At 38.1% G+C, this 21710-nt stretch carries 18 protein-coding genes; 10 read left to right on the top strand and 8 right to left on the bottom strand.

All coding sequences use genetic code 11. The annotated features are described in order from the left end of the window. Positions 1-180: 180 nt before the first annotated feature. From LVD51_RS02885 to LVD51_RS02875, 3 genes are all read left to right on the top strand, one after another. A complete protein-coding gene (locus tag LVD51_RS02885; RefSeq protein WP_236969683.1) occupies positions 181-1680 on the top strand; it encodes an IMP dehydrogenase in 1500 nt (499 codons plus the stop codon). 393 nt (positions 1681-2073) lie between these two features. Next, on the top strand, positions 2074-2502 hold the full coding sequence (locus LVD51_RS02880) for a MarR family winged helix-turn-helix transcriptional regulator (protein WP_236969682.1): 429 nt from the start codon (positions 2074-2076) through the stop codon (positions 2500-2502). A gap of 88 nt (positions 2503-2590) precedes the next feature. After that, complete coding sequence (locus tag LVD51_RS02875) at positions 2591-3676, top strand: alkene reductase (RefSeq protein ID WP_236969681.1); 1086 nt, start codon at positions 2591-2593, stop codon at positions 3674-3676. 66 nt (positions 3677-3742) lie between these two features. Here the strand turns inward: LVD51_RS02875 and LVD51_RS02870 are convergent, their stop codons facing one another. The 4 genes from LVD51_RS02870 to LVD51_RS02855 form a co-directional block, all read right to left on the bottom strand. After that, positions 3743-7111 carry a DUF1080 domain-containing protein gene (locus LVD51_RS02870; RefSeq protein ID WP_236969680.1) on the bottom strand — a complete coding sequence of 1123 codons (3369 nt, stop codon included), beginning with the start codon at positions 7109-7111 and terminating at the stop codon, positions 3743-3745. Between the two features lie 23 nt (positions 7112-7134). After that, positions 7135-8394 carry a Gfo/Idh/MocA family oxidoreductase gene (locus LVD51_RS02865; protein ID WP_236969679.1) on the bottom strand — a complete coding sequence of 420 codons (1260 nt, stop codon included), beginning with the start codon at positions 8392-8394 and terminating at the stop codon, positions 7135-7137. Positions 8395-8749: 355 nt separating this feature from the next. Then, entirely contained in the window at positions 8750-9952 is a 1203-nt protein-coding gene (locus LVD51_RS02860; protein WP_236969678.1) for a multidrug effflux MFS transporter, read from the bottom strand. Positions 9953-10053: 101 nt separating this feature from the next. Then, entirely contained in the window at positions 10054-11007 is a 954-nt protein-coding gene (locus LVD51_RS02855) for an aldo/keto reductase (RefSeq protein WP_236969677.1), read from the bottom strand. 327 nt (positions 11008-11334) lie between these two features. On the opposite strand from LVD51_RS02855, the gene trhA reads away from it, so the two are divergent. From trhA to LVD51_RS02835, 4 genes are all read left to right on the top strand, one after another. Further along, positions 11335-11967, top strand: coding sequence for a PAQR family membrane homeostasis protein TrhA (gene trhA, locus LVD51_RS02850; RefSeq protein WP_236969676.1), 633 nt, complete (start codon positions 11335-11337; stop codon positions 11965-11967). Between the two features lie 109 nt (positions 11968-12076). Then, complete coding sequence (locus LVD51_RS02845; protein WP_236969675.1) at positions 12077-12475, top strand: Dabb family protein; 399 nt, start codon at positions 12077-12079, stop codon at positions 12473-12475. Positions 12476-12539: 64 nt separating this feature from the next. Continuing rightward, positions 12540-13700 carry an ergothioneine biosynthesis protein EgtB gene (egtB, locus tag LVD51_RS02840; RefSeq protein WP_236969674.1) on the top strand — a complete coding sequence of 387 codons (1161 nt, stop codon included), beginning with the start codon at positions 12540-12542 and terminating at the stop codon, positions 13698-13700. Then, the gene (locus LVD51_RS02835; protein WP_236969673.1) at positions 13658-14626 is read left to right on the top strand and encodes an L-histidine N(alpha)-methyltransferase; all 969 of its coding nucleotides are present in this window, start codon (positions 13658-13660) and stop codon (positions 14624-14626) included. The genes egtB and LVD51_RS02835 overlap by 43 nt, the downstream gene beginning before the upstream one ends. Here LVD51_RS02835 and LVD51_RS02830 read toward each other — a convergent pair. The 3 genes from LVD51_RS02830 to LVD51_RS02820 form a co-directional block, all read right to left on the bottom strand. After that, entirely contained in the window at positions 14619-15248 is a 630-nt protein-coding gene (locus LVD51_RS02830; protein ID WP_236969672.1) for an NAD(P)H-dependent oxidoreductase, read from the bottom strand. The two genes, LVD51_RS02835 and LVD51_RS02830, sit on opposite strands and share 8 nt — an antisense overlap. A 271-nt stretch (positions 15249-15519) precedes the next feature. Then, the gene (locus LVD51_RS02825) at positions 15520-16407 is read right to left on the bottom strand and encodes an IS1595 family transposase (RefSeq protein WP_236969671.1); all 888 of its coding nucleotides are present in this window, start codon (positions 16405-16407) and stop codon (positions 15520-15522) included. Between the two features lie 692 nt (positions 16408-17099). Beyond that, complete coding sequence (locus tag LVD51_RS02820; RefSeq protein ID WP_236969670.1) at positions 17100-17402, bottom strand: hypothetical protein; 303 nt, start codon at positions 17400-17402, stop codon at positions 17100-17102. 244 nt (positions 17403-17646) lie between these two features. On the opposite strand from LVD51_RS02820, the gene LVD51_RS02815 reads away from it, so the two are divergent. From LVD51_RS02815 to LVD51_RS02805, 3 genes are all read left to right on the top strand, one after another. Next, positions 17647-18237: an IS110 family transposase gene (locus tag LVD51_RS02815; protein WP_236969669.1), complete on the top strand. Its 591-nt coding sequence runs from the start codon at positions 17647-17649 to the stop codon at positions 18235-18237. A gap of 156 nt (positions 18238-18393) precedes the next feature. After that, positions 18394-19083, top strand: a complete 690-nt coding sequence (locus tag LVD51_RS02810) for a helix-turn-helix transcriptional regulator (protein WP_236969668.1) — start codon at positions 18394-18396, stop codon at positions 19081-19083. 70 nt (positions 19084-19153) lie between these two features. After that, positions 19154-19546, top strand: a complete 393-nt coding sequence (locus LVD51_RS02805) for a RidA family protein (RefSeq protein ID WP_236969667.1) — start codon at positions 19154-19156, stop codon at positions 19544-19546. 676 nt (positions 19547-20222) lie between these two features. Here the strand turns inward: LVD51_RS02805 and araA are convergent. Next, positions 20223-21710: an L-arabinose isomerase gene (araA, locus tag LVD51_RS02800; RefSeq protein ID WP_394803144.1), complete on the bottom strand. Its 1488-nt coding sequence runs from the start codon at positions 21708-21710 to the stop codon at positions 20223-20225.

The raw sequence follows: 21710 nt of genomic DNA, 5'->3' as shown, positions 1-21710 counted from the left end.
GTTGTTATACCAAATTTAACAAGGAAAACGGAGTCAAAACCACATTATGAAATCGATTAAACCTTCGGTAAGTCAAAGAATTAAAGATTTATTTTAAAAATAATCAAAAATCTAGACTGAGGTTCACCCAAATAAAGACTGGGTTGACCTATATTTGCGTGATTCAAAAAATCAAATACCATGGCTATCATACTTAACGATGTTTCGAGAACTTTTAATGAATACTTGCTTATTCCCGGTTTAACTAAAAAGGAACATAATCAAGAAAATATTATATTAAAAGCCCCATTGGTCAAATTCAAAAAAGACCAAAAACCTGAAATTGAATTAAATGTACCTTTTGTATCTGCTATTATGCAGTCGGTTTCAGACAATCATCTAGCCGTAGCCTTGGCCCAAAACGGTGGACTATCCTTTATCTACGGTTCTCAATCCATCAAATCACAAACAGAAATGATCCTTAAGGTAAAATCCCATAAAGCGGGATTTGTAAAGAGTAGAGCCAATCTAGGCCCCACTTCTACCATAGGAGATGCATTGCGAATTAAGCAATCTACAGGATTCTCTACCATAGGTATTACCGAGGATGGCAGTTCTACCGGCAAGCTGATTGGACTACTAACCAGTAGAGATTTCCATCCAGTCAAGACCAATCCTCATGACTTGGTGGAAAAATATATGACACCACTATCCGAATTGATCATCTCCACTTCTGGTACAACATTGAGAGAAGCCAATGATAAAATTTGGAAACACAAACTCAATTGTCTACCCATAGTAGATGCCAATGGACATCTCGACAGCTTTGTTTTTCGAAAGGATTACGACTCCCATAAATTGAATCCCAATGAATTGTTGGACAATCACAAAAAATTTTTAGTGGGAGCAGGTATCAATACCAAAGACTACAAAGAACGCGTACCAGCATTGCTCAACGCAGGAGCCGATATTCTGTGTATTGACTCTTCTGATGGCTACTCGGAATGGCAGGCAGAAACCATTCAATATATCAAGAAAACCTATGGTGATCACATCAAAGTAGGGGCGGGGAATATCATCGATGCCGATGGATTTGAATATCTAGCCAATGCTGGAGCCGATTTTATAAAAGTAGGTATTGGTGGTGGATCCATTTGCATTACCAGAGAGCAAAAAGGGATAGGACGAGGTCAAGCCACAGCTTTGATCGATGTGGCTAAAGCCAGAGATCAATATTTTGAAAAACACGGTGTTTATATCCCCATCTGTAGCGATGGAGGAATTGTCCAAGATTATCACATGGTTCTTGCCCTAGCTATGGGAGCTGACTTTTTGATGATGGGAAGATATTTTGCTCGATTTGACGAAAGCCCTACCAAAAAAGTAAAAATTGAAGGAAGTTATTACAAAGAATATTGGGGTGAAGGATCGAATAGAGCTCGAAACTGGCAACGCTATGATCAGGGTGAAGACGACGCTCTCAAATTTGAAGAAGGTGTAGATAGCTATGTACCCTACGCTGGGAAACTCAAAGAAAACCTTAACAAAACCATTGTTAAAATAAAATCAACCATCAGTAGTTGCGGGTCTTCTAACCTTGAAGAACTAAAACAAAATGCCAAAATCACCTTGGTGTCTTCCACCAGTATTATCGAAGGAGGAGCTCACGATGTTTTGGTTAAAACCAATACCTCTCAGTAGATTTATTGGCCCACTTGGTTAGCATTAATTTCAACCGTATCTTCAGCTGCCTAGGCATGAAAGATTTTTGTCATTCTTTATCATATTTACATGATGAGGACAATGACCAATACTCAAATGAAATAAGGATTTTGAATCATAACATATCTTCCTTCATAATAACGATTACACAATGAAATATCTTTTGAGTAACAACTCCTCTTTGCAGTTCATATAAGAGATTCAATAAATAAAATGGATAAAAAAACAAACATCTTATAAGTCCCATAATCAGTACATTACACCTAAAATCAATTATTACAGCTATAAATCTTTAAACAAAATCCAAAATTCTGTTGTTAGAGGGAAAGTTGATTTATTTGTATATACAACAAACATTATAATTTCAATACAATGGAAAATTGTGGTCAAAAATACTGTCAATGCCTTTACTATTTAAGCAATGCAATGGCGCGAACCATGAGCAAAAAAGCCGATGAAGCTTTTAGTCCCTTGGGGCTTTCTTCATCCTATGCAGTATTGTTGATGACGGTCAACGATAGTCCGGGAATTTTGCCCAAAGAATTGAGTCAAATAATGCAACTGGCCCCTTCTACCCTGACTAGATTCATCGAAAAAATGGAACATAGAGGGCTATTAAAACGTCAACAAGTGGGTCGGACTACTGAAGTTTATCCCACCGATGCTGGTCTGGCTATCCACGATGAAGTCAAACAAATATGGAATGATTTAGAAAATCAATATATGAATATACTCGGCAAGGACAAAGGCAGTGAATTGATTCAAAACCTACAAGATGCTATTCACAAGTTGAACGATTAAAAACGAATAATATTTGTATGTACAAGCAAATAAATCAACCGTCAATATTATCATTTAATAACTCTTAATTCCTTTAAACATTTTCATCATGGAAAATCAACTTTTTCAACCCTTTACAATGGGCCAAATTTCATTGGACAACAAAATAGTTATGGCTCCAATGACGAGATCTCGAGCCATCAGCAATATTCCCAATGAACTGATGGCAGAATATTATCGACAACGCAGCACTGCTGGACTCATTATTACAGAAGGCACTGCTCCTTCACCTAATGGGTTGGGATATGCCCGTATTCCCGGTATTTATAATCAAGAGCAAATCGAAGGATGGAAAAAAATCACGACTTCCGTACATAAACAAGGGTCTAAAATTTTTCTCCAAATTATGCATACTGGACGAGTATCCCATCCTTTGAATATGGAAAAAAATGCTTCCATCTTGGCCCCCTCGGCCATACCAATGAAGGGACAGATGTATACTGACGAAGCGGGAATGCAAGATTATCCTTCCCCCAAAGCTATGACGACAGAAGAAATTCTCCAAGCAGAACAAGAATTTGTACAAGCATCCATCAATGCTATCGAAGCGGGATTTGACGGAGTGGAATTACACGGTGCCAATGGCTACTTAATCCAACAATTTCTAAATCCAGCTACCAATCAAAGAACAGATGATTATGGTGGAAGCATAGAAAACAGAGCGAGATTTGTACTAGAAGTCGCCGACAAAGTAGCTTCTGCTATCGGTAAAGATCGCACTGGGATTCGCCTTTCGCCCTATGGAACTGCCAGTGAAATGTCGTTATACGACGATATACCCAGTACCTATGCATATATCGCAGAAAAATTGGGTGAATTGGGGCTAGCTTACATTCACACCGTCAACCAAGGTACGGTAGAGCCATCAGTAATGTCAGAAATCCTTGCCACAATAAAAGCGAAATTTAAACATACGGTGATTCACAATGGTGGATTCGACAAAACAACAGCCATAGATTCTATATCCAGTGGAAAGACTGACTTGGTGGCATTTGGTCGACCATTTATATCCAATCCCGACTTTGTACAGCGATTGGCCAACAACGAAACATTAAATCCAATGGATCCAGAAACCCTATATACACCAGGAGCCAAGGGTTATACCGACTACCCTAGCCTCAATGGGTTAAAGTAAACCATAAAAAAAGAGGAAATCTCAGTGTGGTGATTTCCTCTTTTTAAATTTTATATGATGGACAAATTATAGCTCTTTAATTCTCAAGTTTTTAAATTTCACTTCAGAACCGTGGCCCAAAAATCCAATATGTCCTTTTTTCCTCTTTAACCCGGGATGTTTTTTGCCGTCTAAAGTACCCTTTTTAGTGGCCTTTTTAATATTTACATCCAGGATGGTTTCTCCATTCAATATCACCTTGTATTGATCTCCCTTAATGATGACTTCTTCACTATTCCACTCCCCTACTGGTTTTAAGAAACCTCGCTTTGCGGGAGCAATTCCATATAAAGAACCGTGATATTGATAAGGTTGTAAATTGGCATAAATACCGGCAGTATTATCCAATATCTGCAATTCTTTGCCTTGGTATGCAGCATCTCCTGTCAAAGGGGCATGAACACCTAGACCGTTATTGGCTCCAGGAGTTAATAAGAAATCAAATTTCATGTGGAAATCGCGGAATTCTTTTTCTGTGTACAAATTACCACTGTTTCCACTTGCCTTAGGATCGACAGTCAACATTCCATCGACAGCTTTGTACTGTTCTTTATTGCCTACCCAACCATCGAGATTGTATCCGTTGAACAATGGTTTAAATCCACTGGCTTTTTCTTCATCCGTCAATAAATCATCACCAGATGGAATCTCTTTCACATAAATATTTCTAAAACCAATATCAGTGCCATGTGCTTGCAACTCAATAGGGCCAGTTGGGAAAATGGCCATATCTCTATCCCAGTAGTTTTCCATCACCACTTGATCGACCACCAATTCGCCATTCAACCACACCGACACGATTTCTCCCGTCATTCGAATCTTCATGTGATTCCATTCTCCTACTGGCATATCAGCCACTTTAGATGGAGTACTTTTGTGAACTTTGTTATTGTACAAACCTCCAGAACCGACTTGAGCACCTACATCTACTCGAGATATATCCCAAATCTGAACTTGTGGTGTACCTCTTAGATAGATACCGCTATCCCCCTTATATCCAATTTTCCAATCGACAATCATTTCAAAATTTCCATAATTCTTTACTGAAACCAGATTCTGTCCTTTCCCTTTAAATCTAATGGTTCCATCTTCTACCCACCAATGTTTATTCATCAAATCATTGGCCTCTTTGGTTTTTCTTTCCAATTCTGCCCCGGACAATGATTTCAAGGCCTTGGGATTGGCGATAAATCCTTGCCAACCCGTCAAATCTTTTCCGTTGAACATAGACTCATATTCAGGTACTTCTTCCTTGGACAATGAAGCTAAGTAAACAGCAATATTTTCTGCAGAATAAGAAGATTCATCTCCAGATATTACTGATTTTGCTTTTTCCAATAATTTAATCGCCAAAGAATCCATCATCCCCCCTTCGTTTTGAGCATCTGGCATCACTACTTTCATCACACTTTTAGCTACTGCATTCTGGACAACAGCGGAAGGATCTTCAAAATATTTCTCAAGAATCAACAAGGTGTAAAACGATTTATATTGACCTATAGCGTTGATAATAGCTGCTTTTTCAGCATCAATAATGGCTATGGTTTCGTAATACTTCTGTAATAGTAAGAGCTTTCTTTCGTCAGCTATATCGCTACCATTAATCGTATTCATCAAGGTTTTAAAGGCGGTTTCTCTAAACTGAAATCCATCAATAATATCAGCAATAGGTTCGATCAACTCCGCCTGGGGCCATTGATTTAATTTTTCCAAGAGTACTTTCTTGCTCTTGTGATCTGAGCCAGCTAATATTTTCTTCGACATCGACAAAGCTTCAGGAGTTTCTAGATAAGTCAAAAAGGGAATATATTTAATATTATCTGTCTGACTCAAAGCCGTCAACAAATTTCCCTGCCATCTTTTTGAAGAACTATTTTTCAAAATTTTATCCAAAGATGATTGAGCAATCACTAGGTTTTCTTCCTCTAATTGACCGATCAAATCCAAAAATGGAGTCACCTCTGTATCTTCACCCAAGTCTCCTAAGGCTTTCAATGCACTTCCTTGCAATTCTCCAGTCTGGGATTTGGCAATGGATAAAATTTGATCGAAATATCGCTGATCTCCCCTCATTCCAATCACTGGAATCACCAAGGTCTGCTGTTCACTATTCAAACTATTCAATTGACTAGCCACTGCATCTATATTGGTTTGATCAGTCACCATTTTCAATGCCGTCACTCCAGACTTAACCGCATGTGGATCTTCATTGGATTGAATAAAATCTAATATTTCCTTTTGTCCGGATTTCCCTTTAGCTATAGCATAAGCTATAACTGCTTCTCCTCTTACTTGAGCGTCACTATCCTTCAATAATGAAGCTGCTAAATTAGCCGTACCACTATAATTTCTTCTAGACAAAATCCTTATGCCATTGGCCTTGGCCATACTGGGTGCAGACATCAAGGTCGGTGCCACGGCAGACAGTGTAGCTTCATCTACCAAGTCCAAACCATGAGCTGCCGCCACTCCAATTTCTTGGGAGGTAGTTGCCAATGCTGATTTTAGAATAGCCGTTAAGTTGGTAGGGGCTAATTGGATCAAGCCTTTTAGGGCGAGGGCCTTATTTCTATCGTTGTTCTCTTCACTGTTGTACATTTCTTCCAACAGAAGAACAGCTTGTTTTTCTTGACCAACCATAGCTAATTTCTCGCTGTATTTTAAAATCGCATCAGCGGTAAATTCATCAGATAGAGACTTCGCCTGATCTTCGAAATAACTATAATATTCCTCATCACCAGTTTCGGCCATTCCGACCATGACCAATTTTCCCAAATTGTTATATGAGCTGGCATAACGAGAATTCAATACCAGTTGAGTTTGACCATATGCTGGATTGGCGAGTAACTTATAGGCTTTAAATTTACTCCTATTGCCGTACTTCGACATATTATCTGCAATCAAACTCCCATTTTCGATACTTGGAAATTTTTCAAAAATATCCAAGACCGGCATTTGCAATTTTTGATCACCGAGTAATTCTGCCAATTGACCGACTTGATCTTTACCGATAAAAAGAGATAACTCTTCCAATAAAGTTCTACTTAAATCCTCGTCCTCATTCTTTAATATTTCCTCAATAAAAGGGCTTGCAAATTGCGACCTAATTTCGGCAGAAGATTTGGACAAATATTTCCCAAGAGCTGAAAATGCATACTCTAATTTAGGCCGCTGATCGGCATCCACCGTCTTGTACAGCTCTATTAACTCTCCCACTACATCAGGTCCTAAGTTGACAAGATCTTGTGTGGATTTGGAAAGTGAAGTAATATCATTGGCCGGTAAGACATTTAATACATCGGCAACCTTGGTTTCAAAACTCCGTTGGTCCTGCCCATGAACCAGCCCCCCAAAACCCAATAAAAAGGCAAGTAATAGTATATTTAATTTTTTCATATGAAAATTGTGTTTTAGATGAATTAAATTGACCAATGACCGCGCATTGGTTGATGGATTAAATTATTGGCCCCCTCATCATCGATAAATGTCTGAGTTTGGGGATTAAATTTAAGATTGCGCCCCAATCGAAGTGCGATCTTACCCATATTGATCAGCGTACAGCTACGATGACCATTTAATTCATTGAGAGCAAATTTTTGTCTGGTTTTTACCGACTCACTAAATGAAACCATTTGTGGTATTGGATCTGGCAATTCATCAATCACACCAAAGATATTGGGGATAGAAGATTTCATACCTTTGGTCAAAGTTCCATCTGGCCCTTCTATAAATACGGCATCCTTGTCTTTATTTTCTCCATCTAAAATAATTTGACATCCATCCTCATAGGTATAAGTGATTCGACGCCATGACCCAACGGCTTCTGGATGTTGTTGTGGAGCATCGATTTCCACACTGATAGGACTGGTGTCGTCCTTTTCCAATAAGTATTGAACTGGATCCATATAGTGTTGTCCCATATCTCCGAGACCTCCGCCATCATAATCCCAATATCCTCTAAAATTCAAATGTACTCTTTCTTTATTGTACGGTTTATAAGGTGCTGGCCCTAGCCACATATCATAATCCAATTCTTCGGGAATCGGTTGAGACTCAAGATTGGTTTTTCCGCTCCAGTAAAATTTCCAATTAAACCCTGTTACTCCACTAATGGTCACCTTAAGAGGCCATCCAAAAACTCTGTTTTCAACTAATTTTTTAATTGGTTCTACGGGCACACCCATGCCATAAAATCCAGCTCTAAAGCGAAACCAAGTATTAAGTCGAAACATACTCCCATGTCTTTTGACGGCATCTATAACGGCCTGTCCTTCGCCAATGGTTCGCGTCATCGGTTTTTCACACCATATATCTTTACCCGCTTTGGCAGCATCAACAGCCATTAGGCCATGCCAATGTGGAGGGGTAGCTATGTGGACTACGTCGATATCTTTATTTAACAACAATTCTCGATAATCGCTATAGGTAGTCACTCCTTTACCTGCCTTACTTAAGGCTGCAGCTAAATGACTTTTATCGACATCACAGATGGCAATGGTTCTACCTTCATAATTTAGATGTCCTTTCCCCATCTCACCAACACCAACAACGGCTTTGGTCAATTGATCTGATGGTGCCACAAAATCCTGTCCTCCCAATACATGACGAGGCACGATATAGAAGGCGGCGGCAGCCATAGTCGATGTTCTTAAAAAATTTCTTCTACTATCTTTTTTCATAATTAAAAATAATGTGTGCTGTTGTAAAAAAGGGGATTATTCCCCATACTCATACATAATAGACCTTTGTCTTTTAGCTAAATAATTTTTCATCTTGGTATTCAACGGAATAAACCACATGAATATTTACTCCATACTCCTTAAAATTAAAAAAGGAATAGGCTTATAGATACCGATCAATCCATCGATATCACTGAATGAAAAAATAATTAAGCCTAAATATAGAAAAATTAATACCAATGTTTGCGCAAACATTCTTTTTATCTAAGAAAGTCAACTTGAAAAAATCCAGATATAACCGCTTAATTAAGATGAAATTATAATAGAGGGATTAAAAATAATCCCATCATAATTTTCAACTTCTACTTAGCGCTAAAATTTTTTCTCCATTCAAAACCAGCATTCCAATGCAAGATGCACCCAACATAACACAGAGTATGGGCAGAATTGTTGTTCCGATAAGAGAGCTGACGAGTAAGGAAATCAAGGCTCCTGACACCATTTGCATACTGCCGATCATCGCCGATGCCATTCCCGCTTTGGATTGAAAAGGGACAAGGGCTTGAGCCGTAGTATTGGGCGTGATAAATCCCAGGCAAAACAAGTAAAACCAAATACCAATACTCGCTCCCCAAAACAACCAACCTGTACGCCAGCAGATGACTACCATAACAATGGCTATCACAAATTGAATCATCATTGTGCGTTGACAGACCTTGACACTAGACCATTTTCGCAAAAAAATACCGTTTAACTGAGCACCCAAAATATAGCCTCCGGCATTTAATCCAAAGGTCCATCCAAACTGTTGTTGACTTAGTCCGAAGACATCGAGATATATAAAACTAGCGCCGCTGATATAGGCAAACATACCGGCATAAGCAAGAGAACCGGAAATACTAAATTTTATAAACCAGGCATTGCTAAGCACTGCTTTGTATTCGCGCAAAATAGACAATAAGCCCAAGGATACGTTCTTGTCAGGACCGCGGGTTTCTTTTAACAATAACAAAACTGCTAAAAAAACCAAGGTAGCATATAAGGTCAAAAAAACAAATATAGATCGCCAACCATACTGAGCTACCATGACTCCTCCCAATGTAGGCCCAACCACAGGAGCAATACCCATGACCAACATCAGTACAGAAAATACCTGTGCTGATTTGTCCGGGGGAAACAAGTCTCGAACCATAGCCTTACTCGTAATCATTCCTATGCATCCTCCCAATGCCATAATAATCCTCGCTCCAATAAAAGCTTCTATAGTAGGTGTTAGATAAATAAAAGCAGCAGTTATCCCGAATACAAACAACCCAATGACGGTGGGCCACTTTCTACCGAAGCGATCTGTTATGGGTCCAAAGATTAGCTGACCAATTCCAATACCTAAAAAATAACTAGAAAGCGTATAGGCTACATGAGGTAAATCGGTGTTTAAATCCCGTGCTATATCATTAAAAGCAGGCAAATAGAGGTCGATACTCAAGGGACCTATGGCTGACATAGATCCTAATATGAGTATCAATCCCCAATAACTATTCGATGTTCTTTTTTTCATACAACTCCTAATCGCGATTAACGCATTATCCCCTCTAGTAAATTATTTTTTTAGCCAACCACGTTTATCCTTTGTGATTGAATTATTGTAGTTAAACGCAGTTATAAACCTTCCCAAAGATTTTCTTTGGTATAAGAAGAACCCTCCATCATCCAAATACTTCCATCAATATATCTCGTCGCTTTGTCCAATTGATATAATTGTTCCATTTCAGCGTCAGAAAGACTTACTTCTTTGGCCGCTAAGTTTTCTGCCAATCTCTTTGGATTAACCGATTTAGGGATTACAGATATATTTCGATGAATGGCAAAAGCAATCAATATTTGAGCAGGACTCACTCCTTTGTCTGCCGCCATCTGTACCACGACTTTGTCTTCTAATAGGACCGGTCCCAAATCCTTATATCTCGACGGGCGATCATTACTGCCCAAAGGTGAATATGCCGTCAAATGAATGTTCTTGGATTGGCAATATTCTACCAGTTCTGGTTGTTGCAAGTAGGGATGCATTTCCACTTGGTTCAGTTCGGGAACTCTTCCTGTAATGGCAATCAATTGTTCTATTTTGGCACTGTTACAATTAGACACCCCGGCATGTCTAATAATACCTAAATCTTTCATTTCAATTACTGCTCGCCATGTTTCTTCCAGTGGAAGTTCTGATAAAGGGACGAAATCGCTGCCTTTGCTGGGATAGACCACATCATCCTTTAGGACCACTGGCCAGTGAATTAAATATAAATCTAGGTAGTCGAGTTGTAGATCGGTCAAAGTTTTACGCAAGGCCTCTTCAACCGCAGCATATTTATGAGCACTATTCCACAACTTTGAAGTAATCCATAAATCACTTCTTTTCACTATTCCCTTCTCTATTACGTCGTGAATAGCTTGGCCTATTTCTTTTTCATTGCCGTAAATGGCAGCACAATCGATATGACGATAGCCCATTTCTATGGCTTGAGTCACTGCAGTATAAACCTGACCTGGCTCTGATTTCCATGTTCCCAAACCAATAATTGGCATCTGATCGCCATTTAAAAAACTTAAATTTTTCATTTTTTTAATTTATTTAGAATCGCTTATGATAGTTTTAATTTCAACACACGAATAGGTTGCATATCTGTATAAATAAAAGGCTATAATTACAGGAATGTACAATTAAAATTCCTGACCTCTATCGCAACAATATATAAAAAAAAGCAATTGTACATTACATAAAATCTGTTTGAACCGATACGAAAACCGAATCTATAAAATATTATTTCAACGCAGTTCATTTACCACGTTCAATTTGTAAAACAACCAATACAAACTGTAAAAAATGAAAACTAATATTGTTCTCAACAGGTATATAATAAATATTAATTAATTGTAATTTTAAGCATGAAGTCCAGACCTCAAACTAAAAGAGAAGAATATATAAATTTTGCAACACATTTTTTAGCATTAATAATATTTCTATGGATTTCACCATCAATACTTTATTTAAATACGACCGAAAATATAAATTATAGTGTAGCTGTATTTTTATTGGGAATATTTTTATCCTATTTCTCCTCCTCTATTTACCACATAATCCATCCTCCGACGACTAAACACTTATGGCGAATATTGGACCATATTGGGATATTCTTTCTCATAGGAGGCACTTACACCCCTATTGTTCTTTACTATCTCCCTCCAAGACATTCCATGATATTTTTAATCGTCCAATGGAGTTTGATTTTTTTAGCAGCCATTCTAAAGCTATGGTTTACCAATAAATACCATAATATCAGTACCATTATCTATGTTTTTCTGGGTTGGATGATTGTATTTATAGCTGTTCCAATGTGGAAAAACACTTCGGCTCTTGTTTTGTCTTTAATTGCCATTGGGGGCGTATCCTATTCTGTTGGTGTATATTTTTTTAAGAAAGACGACAAACTCTACTACCATAATATCTGGCATTTATTTGTTATCATGGGAACGGCCTGTCACTATGCCGCCATCTATTATATGTTGACAAAAGGTTAAATTTGACCCGAAGATCTCTACAGACTATAGTTCTAAAGATGAAAAAACAAAATCGATTCAATATCTTTAATGAATTGTATAGATTATATAGCTAATAAAAAATCATCTAATGAAAAACCTTATCCAATCAATATTTTATACTTTTATCTTAGCATTTTTATTTCAATCATGTATAGAACCCAATGACAATATGCAAGGTAATTTTACACATTCCGTTTATTTTTATTTAAACAATCCAGAAAGCGAAGCAGATCGAGCTGCTTTTGAAAAATCCATCACCAAGTTTATTCAATCCTCAGACTACGTAATGACACGTTATCTCGGAACACCAGCCCATACTCCAAGAGAAGTGGTAAACAATACATGGACTTACTGTTTAATCGTCAGTTTCGAAGACAAAGAAGCCCATGACAAATATCAATCTGAGCCCGTTCACAAAACTTTTGTTGAAGAAAGTGAACATCTTTGGTCCAAGGTTGAAATTTTTGATGGCTTAAAAACTTGGTAGATATTTTTCATAATTGTGGGGTATTTTTAAACAAATTAATTCCTCAATCCTTTATCTTGAAAATATGACAACCAACACTTTTTACGATCGCATAAGAGCTCGAACAGAAGCTATCTGTAGTCCACTTTCATCGGAGGACTATGTAGTACAAGTAGTGGAGTTCACCAGTCCTGCGAAGTGGCATTTGGGTCACACTACTTGGTTTTTTGAAGCTTTTATATTGAATAAATACCTTGATAATTACCGAGAATTTCATCCGGATTTTGCCTTCCTTTTTAATTCTTATTACCAGACCATGGGTGAGCGGCTGTTGCGAGTACGACGGGGTTTTATGACCAGACCACCTGTAGAGCAGATTTACGAATACAGAGATTATGTCAATCGACATATGAGGAAGCTTATGGACAATGACCATCTCAGTGACGAGGTCAGAGATCTTATCGTTCTAGGATGTCACCACGAACAACAACACCAAGAGTTGTTATGGACTGACATCAAATACATGTTGGGGCATCAAAGTATATTTCCTGCTTACGACAAAACTACTTCCTTGGCGACTACATATAATAGTGAAACGGGTTGGCTAGAACATCCAGGCGGTGTGGTCGACATTGGGCATAAAGGAGAGGAATTTTGTTACGATAATGAATTGGGCAAACACCAGGTTTATCTTCATCCATTTTCTATATCAAAAGCATTGGTTACGAATGGAGAATATATTGAGTTCATCGAAGCGGGAGGATATAAAAATCCCGATCTTTGGCTTGATGATGGTTGGACTTGGCTGCAAACCGAAAAGATTAGTCAGCCCATGTATTGGCATAAAAAAGGTGAAGAATGGCTACAATACACCTTAAAAGGATTATTGCCCATCGATCAAAAGGCTCAACTTTGTCATATTAGTCAGTACGAAGCCTCGGCCTATGCCGAGTGGAAAAACCTGCGATTGCCTACGGAATTTGAGTGGGAAGCAGCGGCAGATGAATTGAATTGGGGGCAGCGATGGGAATGGACGAATAGCGCCTATCTTCCCTATCCTTTTTTTGAAAAGGCCCCTGGAGCAGTCGGAGAATACAATGGCAAATTCATGTCCAATCAATTGGTATTAAAAGGACAGTCTGTAGCTACATCGGATAATCACAGTAGAAAAACATATAGAAATTTTTTTAAACCCCAGATGCAATGGCAATACAGCGGAATTCGATTGGCAACTTATCTCAAGTAATGGATGAAGAAATATTAGAGGGTCTAAAACGACGAGATAAATGTATTTCATCCAAGTATTTATACGATGAGATAGGAAGTAAAATTTTTCAAGAAATCATGTCGATGCCCGAATATTATCTCTTTGATGCTGAGCATGAAATTCTATCCTCACAAAGTGAAAATATTCATCGACATTTACCCTTCGACAACCATTATTCAGTTGTAGAATTAGGTGCAGGTGACGGGAGTAAGACCATAGAATTATTAAAAGTTCTTGAACAAGACCCTCTGTTTAACAGATATATCCCTGTAGACATTTCATCGGAAGCAACTGTACAAATCCAAGATACATTGTCCTCTACTTTACCCGATCTTAAAGTTTCGCCCATTATTGGCAATTATCACAATGCCCTTGCCCAGTTCATTCCTCAAAATGAAGCGGTATTGGTATTAAATCTGGGAAGCAATATTGGCAATTTCAATAAGCCAACCATAGAAAATCTGGTTCAGAGTTTTGGTCGAGATCTCCGTTTGGGAGATGCTATGTTGGTGGGTATGGATCTTCGAAAGAATCCCAATGTGATTGCCGCCGCCTACAATGATAGTCAAGGCATCACTAAAAGATTTAATTTCAATTTACTGACACGGCTAAACAGGGATTTAGGAGGTAATTTCAATTTATCCACTTTCGATTTTTATTCTTTTTACAATCCCGACACCGGTGAGGTAAGAAGTTATTTAATCAGTCTTATAGATCAAGATGTGAAGTTTACTAAAACCGGAGACATCATACATTTTAATCAATTTGAATACATCCACACCGAGATTTCTAAGAAGTTCAATTATGATGAAATCCAACAATTGTCAAAGATTGGAGGGTTTTCAGAGGTCTATAATTTTATAGATAAAGGAAATCGATTTACCGACAGTCTATGGATTAAATAAATTCAAATATATCTTCTGGTTTCCTTCTCACCTTCGCTACTTTGGCCAAGAAATCTTCGTCTTCGTTGCGATAGCCCAAAGCCAACAATACAACGGAGTGTAGTCCTTTGGCTTCCAAATCGAACAATTTATCCATGGCTTTTTTATCGAAGCCCTCCATAGGGGTGGCATCCACTTCACTCATCGCTGCAGCATCGATAGCAGTGCCTAGGGCAATATAAATCTGCATAGCAGACCAAGATTGAATTTCCGATTTAGACTTATGGCCTAAGGCGCCGAGGATACTGGTTTTAAAATCCATCAATTCGGACAAGTCGTGTTGGCGTTCATTGGCAATATTTTCCATGTATTCGTCCACTTGGTTTTCCGTCAAGGTATTCCAGCCATTGAATATCAAGAGGTGGGAGCATTCTCGGATTTGGGGTTGTTTACATGATTCTGCAAATATTTGTTCTCTAATAGCTTGGTCACCAACCACCATTATTTGAAAGGGTTGCAAACCCATTGAACTTGGGGCCAACCGAATAGCTTCCAAAATATGGTCCAGCTTTGCTTTGGGAATTTTACTTCCGTTCATTCTTTTTGCTGAATATCGCCACTTCAATTGTTGCACTAAATTCATAATTTCGTCAATTTTTAAAACCAAATGGATTGTAGTAATTACATTAATTCACCATAATAGTTTAGTAAAAGTCACACAAAATTAACGAGAATACTTTGATTATCCCAATGGATGGGATTTCATAGGTGTGGCACTTTGTTGATTCATATCCAAGAAAGGGGATAGCGATTCAACAATAAAACCGTACAGAAGGATATCGACATCAGCTAAAAGCCTATATGGTGGGGTAAATAAAGTTGGAGTTTGGGGGAGGGGCCATATAATTAGTTATTTAGCGGATAATGTCTAAGTAAGTCCTAGGACGATGGTGAACCATGCGCAACAATAAATGGTCAAAGATCTCCTCCTTCATCTGATTGCGATTGAATCGATAACAAAATTCATCCAAATAATACTGCAGTAATTCAGCGTGATGATGGATTCCCCTCAACCAAGATATTATACTATTTTCGATCCTATTCGACAGGGGCATAATAGTTTTCTTAGTTTTCTTTATTCTAGCCACCACCTGATAATGGTTGCAAATATGGTCATAGCCTCGCCATTTATAACAACTTATTAGCGCATCACGATTTACTGCCCGACCAACAAATCCTTGGAATTGTTTGGATCCACGACCATCTACCGAGCCAGCATAGACATGAGAAACTCCCTTGCCTTTTTTCTCTACAGCTAGGACTACTCTCTTTTTATAGCGGACTTCTTGACCGTTTTTCACTGCCTTTTTCATGCCGATTTCAAAATCTGAAATTTCTACTTTTCCACTTAGACCGACATTCCCATGACTCTCCATGGCCGACAATACCTTAAGACGGAATAACCAACAAGTTTTTTGTCGCAACTGTAAGGTTCGGCTTAATTCACAGGAGGAAATTCCTTTTTTATTGGTTGCGATAAAGTAGACAATGGCAAAAGCTTTCACCAGATCGAACTTTACTTTGTGAAATAAGGTATTGGCCGTTGCAGATTCTTTGTAACGACATCTAGTACACTGCCTAATATGCGGCTTTCCGCCGCTGCAATAATTTTTATGTCCACAATGTTTACAGGCAAATCCTGATTCCCACTTTTTTTTGGCCAAATATGCTAAACAACTTTCTCTGCTAGGAAAACGCTCATACAAGTCATAAATGGACACACTTTTAAATTTCTCTTCCATAGCGCTATGTATTTTGCTTACTGTTATTGAATAATCGCTTATTCTTTAAATAACTAATTAAATTAGCCCTCCCCGAGTTCCCAATAACCATCTCTATTACAACACCTTACAAAACCACCTCCTTAAATAAACTAATATCAATAGACTTCCAAACTAAATTCTCCACCTACCTAAAAACATCCTTTAAAACAATATGAAATTCCGAATCCAATTGACTTGTATGAATTCATTCAGCACCATGATAATAATGTAAAATTCCCCCACTTTAGACCACGATCAAAACCTTATAATCCGGTCGGTAGGACTAAAAAGTTTATTGATCTTCAATCCAAAAAAAATAGCATAGATTTTAAAATAATGTAATCCGCACAGCTAAAACCTGACCTCTCTCGTCCGACTAACCCAAGAATCCAGGCAATATTAGAATGATAGTAAAATGTAAGGAATGATAGTCAATTTTAATGCAGTTTCGCTACATAGCAGAGGGCGATCAAATCACCCGAGGTGGATTGGTATACACCTGTCGACTTACGATGTAATTATACGAATTACGTTTATAATTGATAACCTCACCCACCCACGACACGGAGGTGAACGAGCATGATAGAATATGACTGAGTGTAGTTTCCCCAAAGGAAACCAAATGTCCTTAATGGACATTTGACGAAGATGACCGAACAAAATGCGCAGCATCATTGATCCTTAATGGATCTATTGTGAGGATGACTGAATGAGGCTCGGAGAGCCATTGACCGTAAATCGGTCAATGATGAAGGAACCACGACCACCGTGTCGTGGATGGGTTGGCCTTCCCATTTCGGGTGGGTGGGCCGGCCTCTGCGCATTGGGTGGGATAGGGAAGTGCAACCCAATTGATTACATTGACTCGTCCTAAGTGAATCTTGCCGCAATTTAAATTTATTGTAAGTACAATTGACTACCGATTTTTGTAAAACTTCGTCATGCCCCATCACGACAAACAAGCTCAATATCAAGCACTGCGCTATTAAAATAGTATTTAATATTTTTTAGGTAAATTTAATTGATATTATCTGAAGAACCAGAGAAGAAATGGTGAACTGACACTTCATTAAATTAAAGATTTATACCGAGTAATTGACCATTTCTTCTCCTGGGATCCCGGACCAATTAGAATATTAAGCTTTAAGGCTTATTAATAGTGTTAGTACGAGCCCATTTTTGGTTCTTTCAGACATTGTTAATCGTAAACCTAAAGTTATGAAAACTTTCTTTCTTGGGATAGACATTTCTAAGGACAATTTAGATTGTGCAGTTGTAGACAAATTACAACATATCATTCATTCTGACATCGAGTTTGCTAATAACAAAACAGGAATTTCTAAATTATTACAATGGATAAAGAAAGACTTTAACAATGATGTTTGGATAGGTATGGAACATCCTGGCCCTTATGGTTATTTACTGATTGCCACCTTAGCTGACAAATACCCAGATTTTTCTTTAATCAATCCACTGGAGATCAAACCTTCTCAAGGTATTTCAAGAGGTAAATCTCATCCAATTGAAGCTATTAGAATAGCACAGTATTGTGCTGTTTTTACTAATAGATTAAAACCATTTTCACTGCCTGACAAAGCTATTTTAAGGCTAAATAGCCTTATACGAACTAGAGATCACGTGGTTTCAGAAAAGACGATAGACATAAATTATCTTAAGCTTTTAACGAGCTCAAATGATCATTATTCAACCAAAGAAGAGCTTAATATTTTTAAGGAAAAAATCGATCGTGAAGAGCAAATGATTGTAAAAGTTGAAAAGTTGATTCAGGAAATTCTTGATAACAATTAAGAGATAAAAAAATGAAGGACGAAAATGCAAAGCATTACGTCTCAATCTACAATATTCAAGATGCAATTCATTGCATTTCTAAATAAATCGTAATATAACCAGCAGTTATTATTGTATTTCGTATTACTTTAGAATAGATAGATTTAAATTGTAATAATGGATGAACAAAGTATAAAAAGGATATCAAGATTAACTGCAATTCTAACCTTGCTGCAATCAAAAAAGTTATTGACGGCATCAGAACTCGCAGCAAAATTCGAAGTGAGTGTCAGAACTATTTATAGAGATATCCGTGCATTGGAAAAAGCGGGGGTCCCCATTGTAACAGAAGAGGGGAAAGGATATTCTTTAATGGCTCATTTCAATCTACCTCCTATTATGTTTACAGATCATGAGGCCAATGCCCTCATCATGACAGAACAATTGGTATTAAATAATAAAGATTCTTCACTTGTCAAGGATTATACAGAAGCTATAGATAAGATAAAATCAGTTTTGAAGTACGATGCTAAAAACAAAGCCAATTTATTGTTAGATCGGACACGATATCATCACAATATAGTAAGGGAAAGATCCAGCAACAATCTTTCAACACTCCAATACGCATTGACACATTTCAAATTAGTCCAGATCGAGTACGTAAACGAAGGCAATGTATCATCTAATCGGACAATAGAGCCTTTTGCCATTGTAAGTACCGATCATTGGCTCATGATAGCCTATTGTAGATTGCGTCATGATTTTAGATATTTTCGCTTGGATAGGATAATTGATCTTAAATTGATGGACGAAACTTTCTCCCCACATAAGATGACCCTGCAAGATTATTTTGATCATTATCATTAATTTACATTACCCCTGACATAGGGCTGTCTCGAGGCCATTTACATTTGTAAGTAAATCAAACAAAAATAAAATGATAAAAAGAACAATTGATCCGTGGGCCTGGGGGAAAAATACAAATTCTGCTCAAGCAGTAGAAGTAACACAAGTAAAAGGGACACTGTATTGCTCAGGGCAAGTGGCCATCGATGCAAATGGAATTCCGAGTAATGCCGATATGCGTAGTCAACTCATTCAGACTATTGCCAACTTAGAACAACTCATTAGTGAATCTGGTTATGAATGTTCAAACATTGTAAGATTAAATGTTTACACAACATCGTCACAAGAATTTTTCACCAACTGTATGGACATTTACCTTTCTTTTCTTCAAAAACATGATATTAAGCAAGCAACATCTTTACTAGAAGTACAAGGACTATTTGCTACTTTAACGGTAGAACTAGAGGCGACTGTTGTAAAGTGACTAAAAGTATGATATTGACTGCCGGATAAATCCTATCTGGCGGTTGATTTTAATATTATGCCTTGTTAAATTTCAAAGTTAAATCAATACTAATTGATAATAGCACACAACAATCCCAAACCTAAATTCCTCAATAGCAGTAAATAGGCGATGATAGTATGAAAAAAATTTAGAAAAGACTCTACTTTTTCCTCATCCTTATTTATTGGCTGTTCATTTTCTTGATCCCATGAATGAATGCTTAGGTATGACTTATATCAACCCCCTCTTCCACTGACCACATGACAACATCCAAATCAAAGAATTTTGATTAACAGAATGAAGTTGTCCTAGATGACAGAGTATGACCGAATGAAACTCAAAGAGCCATTGGAGTATTTACAAAAAATAACACCCCTAAATTAAGCTGTTCATTTTACAGAAGGTTCGTCTCGATTAATTACTGCATAAAGACGTAATTGCTTGGTTGCTTACGTTTATTGAATCTCGTCGCAGCTCAGTGGCTATTTATTGAGGAATTACATTGTAAATAAGCCCGAGCCAGTGGCTCGGCTTCCTTTATCAAATGCCCATTAAGAGCATTTGGGTTCTCTTTTGAGCAACTACATTCAGTCATGTCTCTACAATAAATCAAAACATTACCGTCAATTATTAATGTAGTATGTATTACATCAAACTATCGACCAAAATAAACTTCATTCAGCCGAATGTCTTGCCTAAATCGATGCAAATCCAAACCCTCATCTATCACCAAACATTCGATATCCATCATCCCAGCTAAATCAACCATCTCTCCAGTACTTACCTGCTGACTAAAACAAGTGTGGTGGCCTCCACCAGCCAGTAACCAAGCTTCTATGCCCTGATGAAAACTGGGCTTCACCCTCCAATAAGCTCGAGCCACAGGCAAAACGGGCAAAGGTTCAGGAGTTTTCTCTACCTCGACCTCACTCACTACCATCCTAAATCTATGCCCCAAATCAATTAAAGAAACATTGATTCCCGGTCCTGGATCAGCATCAAATACCAAACGAACAGGATCATCCTTACCCCCTATAGATAAAGGATGGATCTCACAACTCGGTGTTTGACTCGTTATCGAAGGACAAATTTCCAACATATGAGCAGCCAAAACTCGACCTTCCCCCAACATATCATCATAGGTATAATCCTCCATAAAACTACTTCCCCCAGATCGATCTCGCCCCAATACTTTAATCATTCTCAATAAAGCTGCTGTCTTCCAATCACCCTCTGCACCAAATCCATAACCGCGCTGCATCAATCGCTGAACGGCTATACCAGGCAGCTGAGGTAATCCTGTCAAATTCTCAAAAGTATCGGTAAAACCAGAAAATCCGCCGCCTTCCAAAAACCGAAGCAACCCCAATTCTATTCTAGCAGCATCCTTCAAATGTTGTCGATGAATTCCCCCTTGCAAAAGACTACTCCCCAAATGATAACTATCTTCATACTCATCAACCAATGCCATCACCTCGCTCTCTGTCACTGACTCCATTTCCTCTACCAAAGAAGACATTCCATATCCATCTACCGAATACCCAAATTGAATATGAGCACTTACTTTATTCCCCTCTGTCACAGCTACCTCCCTCATATTATCTCCCAAACGAGCGATCTTCATGCCTCTACACGATTGCCATGCCCTACATACATCCATCCATGAAGAAATCTCCTCTAAAACACTTTCATCCTTCCAATGACCTACCAATACCTTTCGATTCACATCCATCTTACTGGTCAAAAAACCAAACTCCCTTCCACCATGGGCTGATTGATGGACATTCATATAATCCATGTCTATTTTACTCCAAGGAATATCTGAGGTAAATTGTGTATGAAGGTGTAAAAGCGGTTTGTCCAGTATTCTCAATCCATTGATCCACATCTGAGCTGGAGAAAAAGTATGCATCCACACCACTATTCCAGCACATCGATTATCCGCATTGGCCTTATACATTATATCCAACACTTCATCGCCCTTGGCAACTACTCCTTTAAACCGCAAATCAACCTTTAGATGCTGCTGCCAAAATTGAGAAATCGTCCTGCCATTACTCTCTACTTCCTCCAAAACGGCTGGCCCATACAAATGTTGACTGCCAACCAAAAACCATATCTCAGAAATTACAACCTCCACTAT

It is taken from the genome of Membranihabitans marinus (genome assembly GCF_021729155.1).
Lineage (GTDB): Bacteria > Bacteroidota > Bacteroidia > Chitinophagales > Saprospiraceae > Membranihabitans > Membranihabitans marinus.
This window is presented reverse-complemented; position numbering and strand designations above follow the sequence as displayed.

Bases quoted from the DNA above. Each gene is read 5' to 3' on its own strand.
- LVD51_RS02885 (WP_236969683.1), top strand. From the start codon at position 181: ATGGCTATCATACTTAACGATGTTTCGAGAACTTTTAATGAATACTTG.
- LVD51_RS02875 (WP_236969681.1), top strand. From the start codon at position 2,591: ATGGAAAATCAACTTTTTCAACCCTTTACAATGGGCCAAATTTCATTG.
- egtB (WP_236969674.1), top strand. From the start codon at position 12,540: ATGACAACCAACACTTTTTACGATCGCATAAGAGCTCGAACAGAAGCT.
- LVD51_RS02845 (WP_236969675.1), top strand. From the start codon at position 12,077: ATGAAAAACCTTATCCAATCAATATTTTATACTTTTATCTTAGCATTT.
- LVD51_RS02825 (WP_236969671.1), bottom strand. From the start codon at position 16,407: ATGGAAGAGAAATTTAAAAGTGTGTCCATTTATGACTTGTATGAGCGT.
- LVD51_RS02810 (WP_236969668.1), top strand. From the start codon at position 18,394: ATGGATGAACAAAGTATAAAAAGGATATCAAGATTAACTGCAATTCTA.
- LVD51_RS02830 (WP_236969672.1), bottom strand. From the start codon at position 15,248: ATGAATTTAGTGCAACAATTGAAGTGGCGATATTCAGCAAAAAGAATG.
- LVD51_RS02805 (WP_236969667.1), top strand. From the start codon at position 19,154: ATGATAAAAAGAACAATTGATCCGTGGGCCTGGGGGAAAAATACAAAT.
- LVD51_RS02860 (WP_236969678.1), bottom strand. From the start codon at position 9,952: ATGAAAAAAAGAACATCGAATAGTTATTGGGGATTGATACTCATATTA.
- LVD51_RS02855 (WP_236969677.1), bottom strand. From the start codon at position 11,007: ATGAAAAATTTAAGTTTTTTAAATGGCGATCAGATGCCAATTATTGGT.
- LVD51_RS02865 (WP_236969679.1), bottom strand. From the start codon at position 8,394: ATGAAAAAAGATAGTAGAAGAAATTTTTTAAGAACATCGACTATGGCT.
- trhA (WP_236969676.1), top strand. From the start codon at position 11,335: ATGAAGTCCAGACCTCAAACTAAAAGAGAAGAATATATAAATTTTGCA.
- LVD51_RS02815 (WP_236969669.1), top strand. From the start codon at position 17,647: ATGAAAACTTTCTTTCTTGGGATAGACATTTCTAAGGACAATTTAGAT.
- LVD51_RS02880 (WP_236969682.1), top strand. From the start codon at position 2,074: ATGGAAAATTGTGGTCAAAAATACTGTCAATGCCTTTACTATTTAAGC.
- LVD51_RS02835 (WP_236969673.1), top strand. From the start codon at position 13,658: ATGGCAATACAGCGGAATTCGATTGGCAACTTATCTCAAGTAATGGAT.
- LVD51_RS02870 (WP_236969680.1), bottom strand. From the start codon at position 7,111: ATGAAAAAATTAAATATACTATTACTTGCCTTTTTATTGGGTTTTGGG.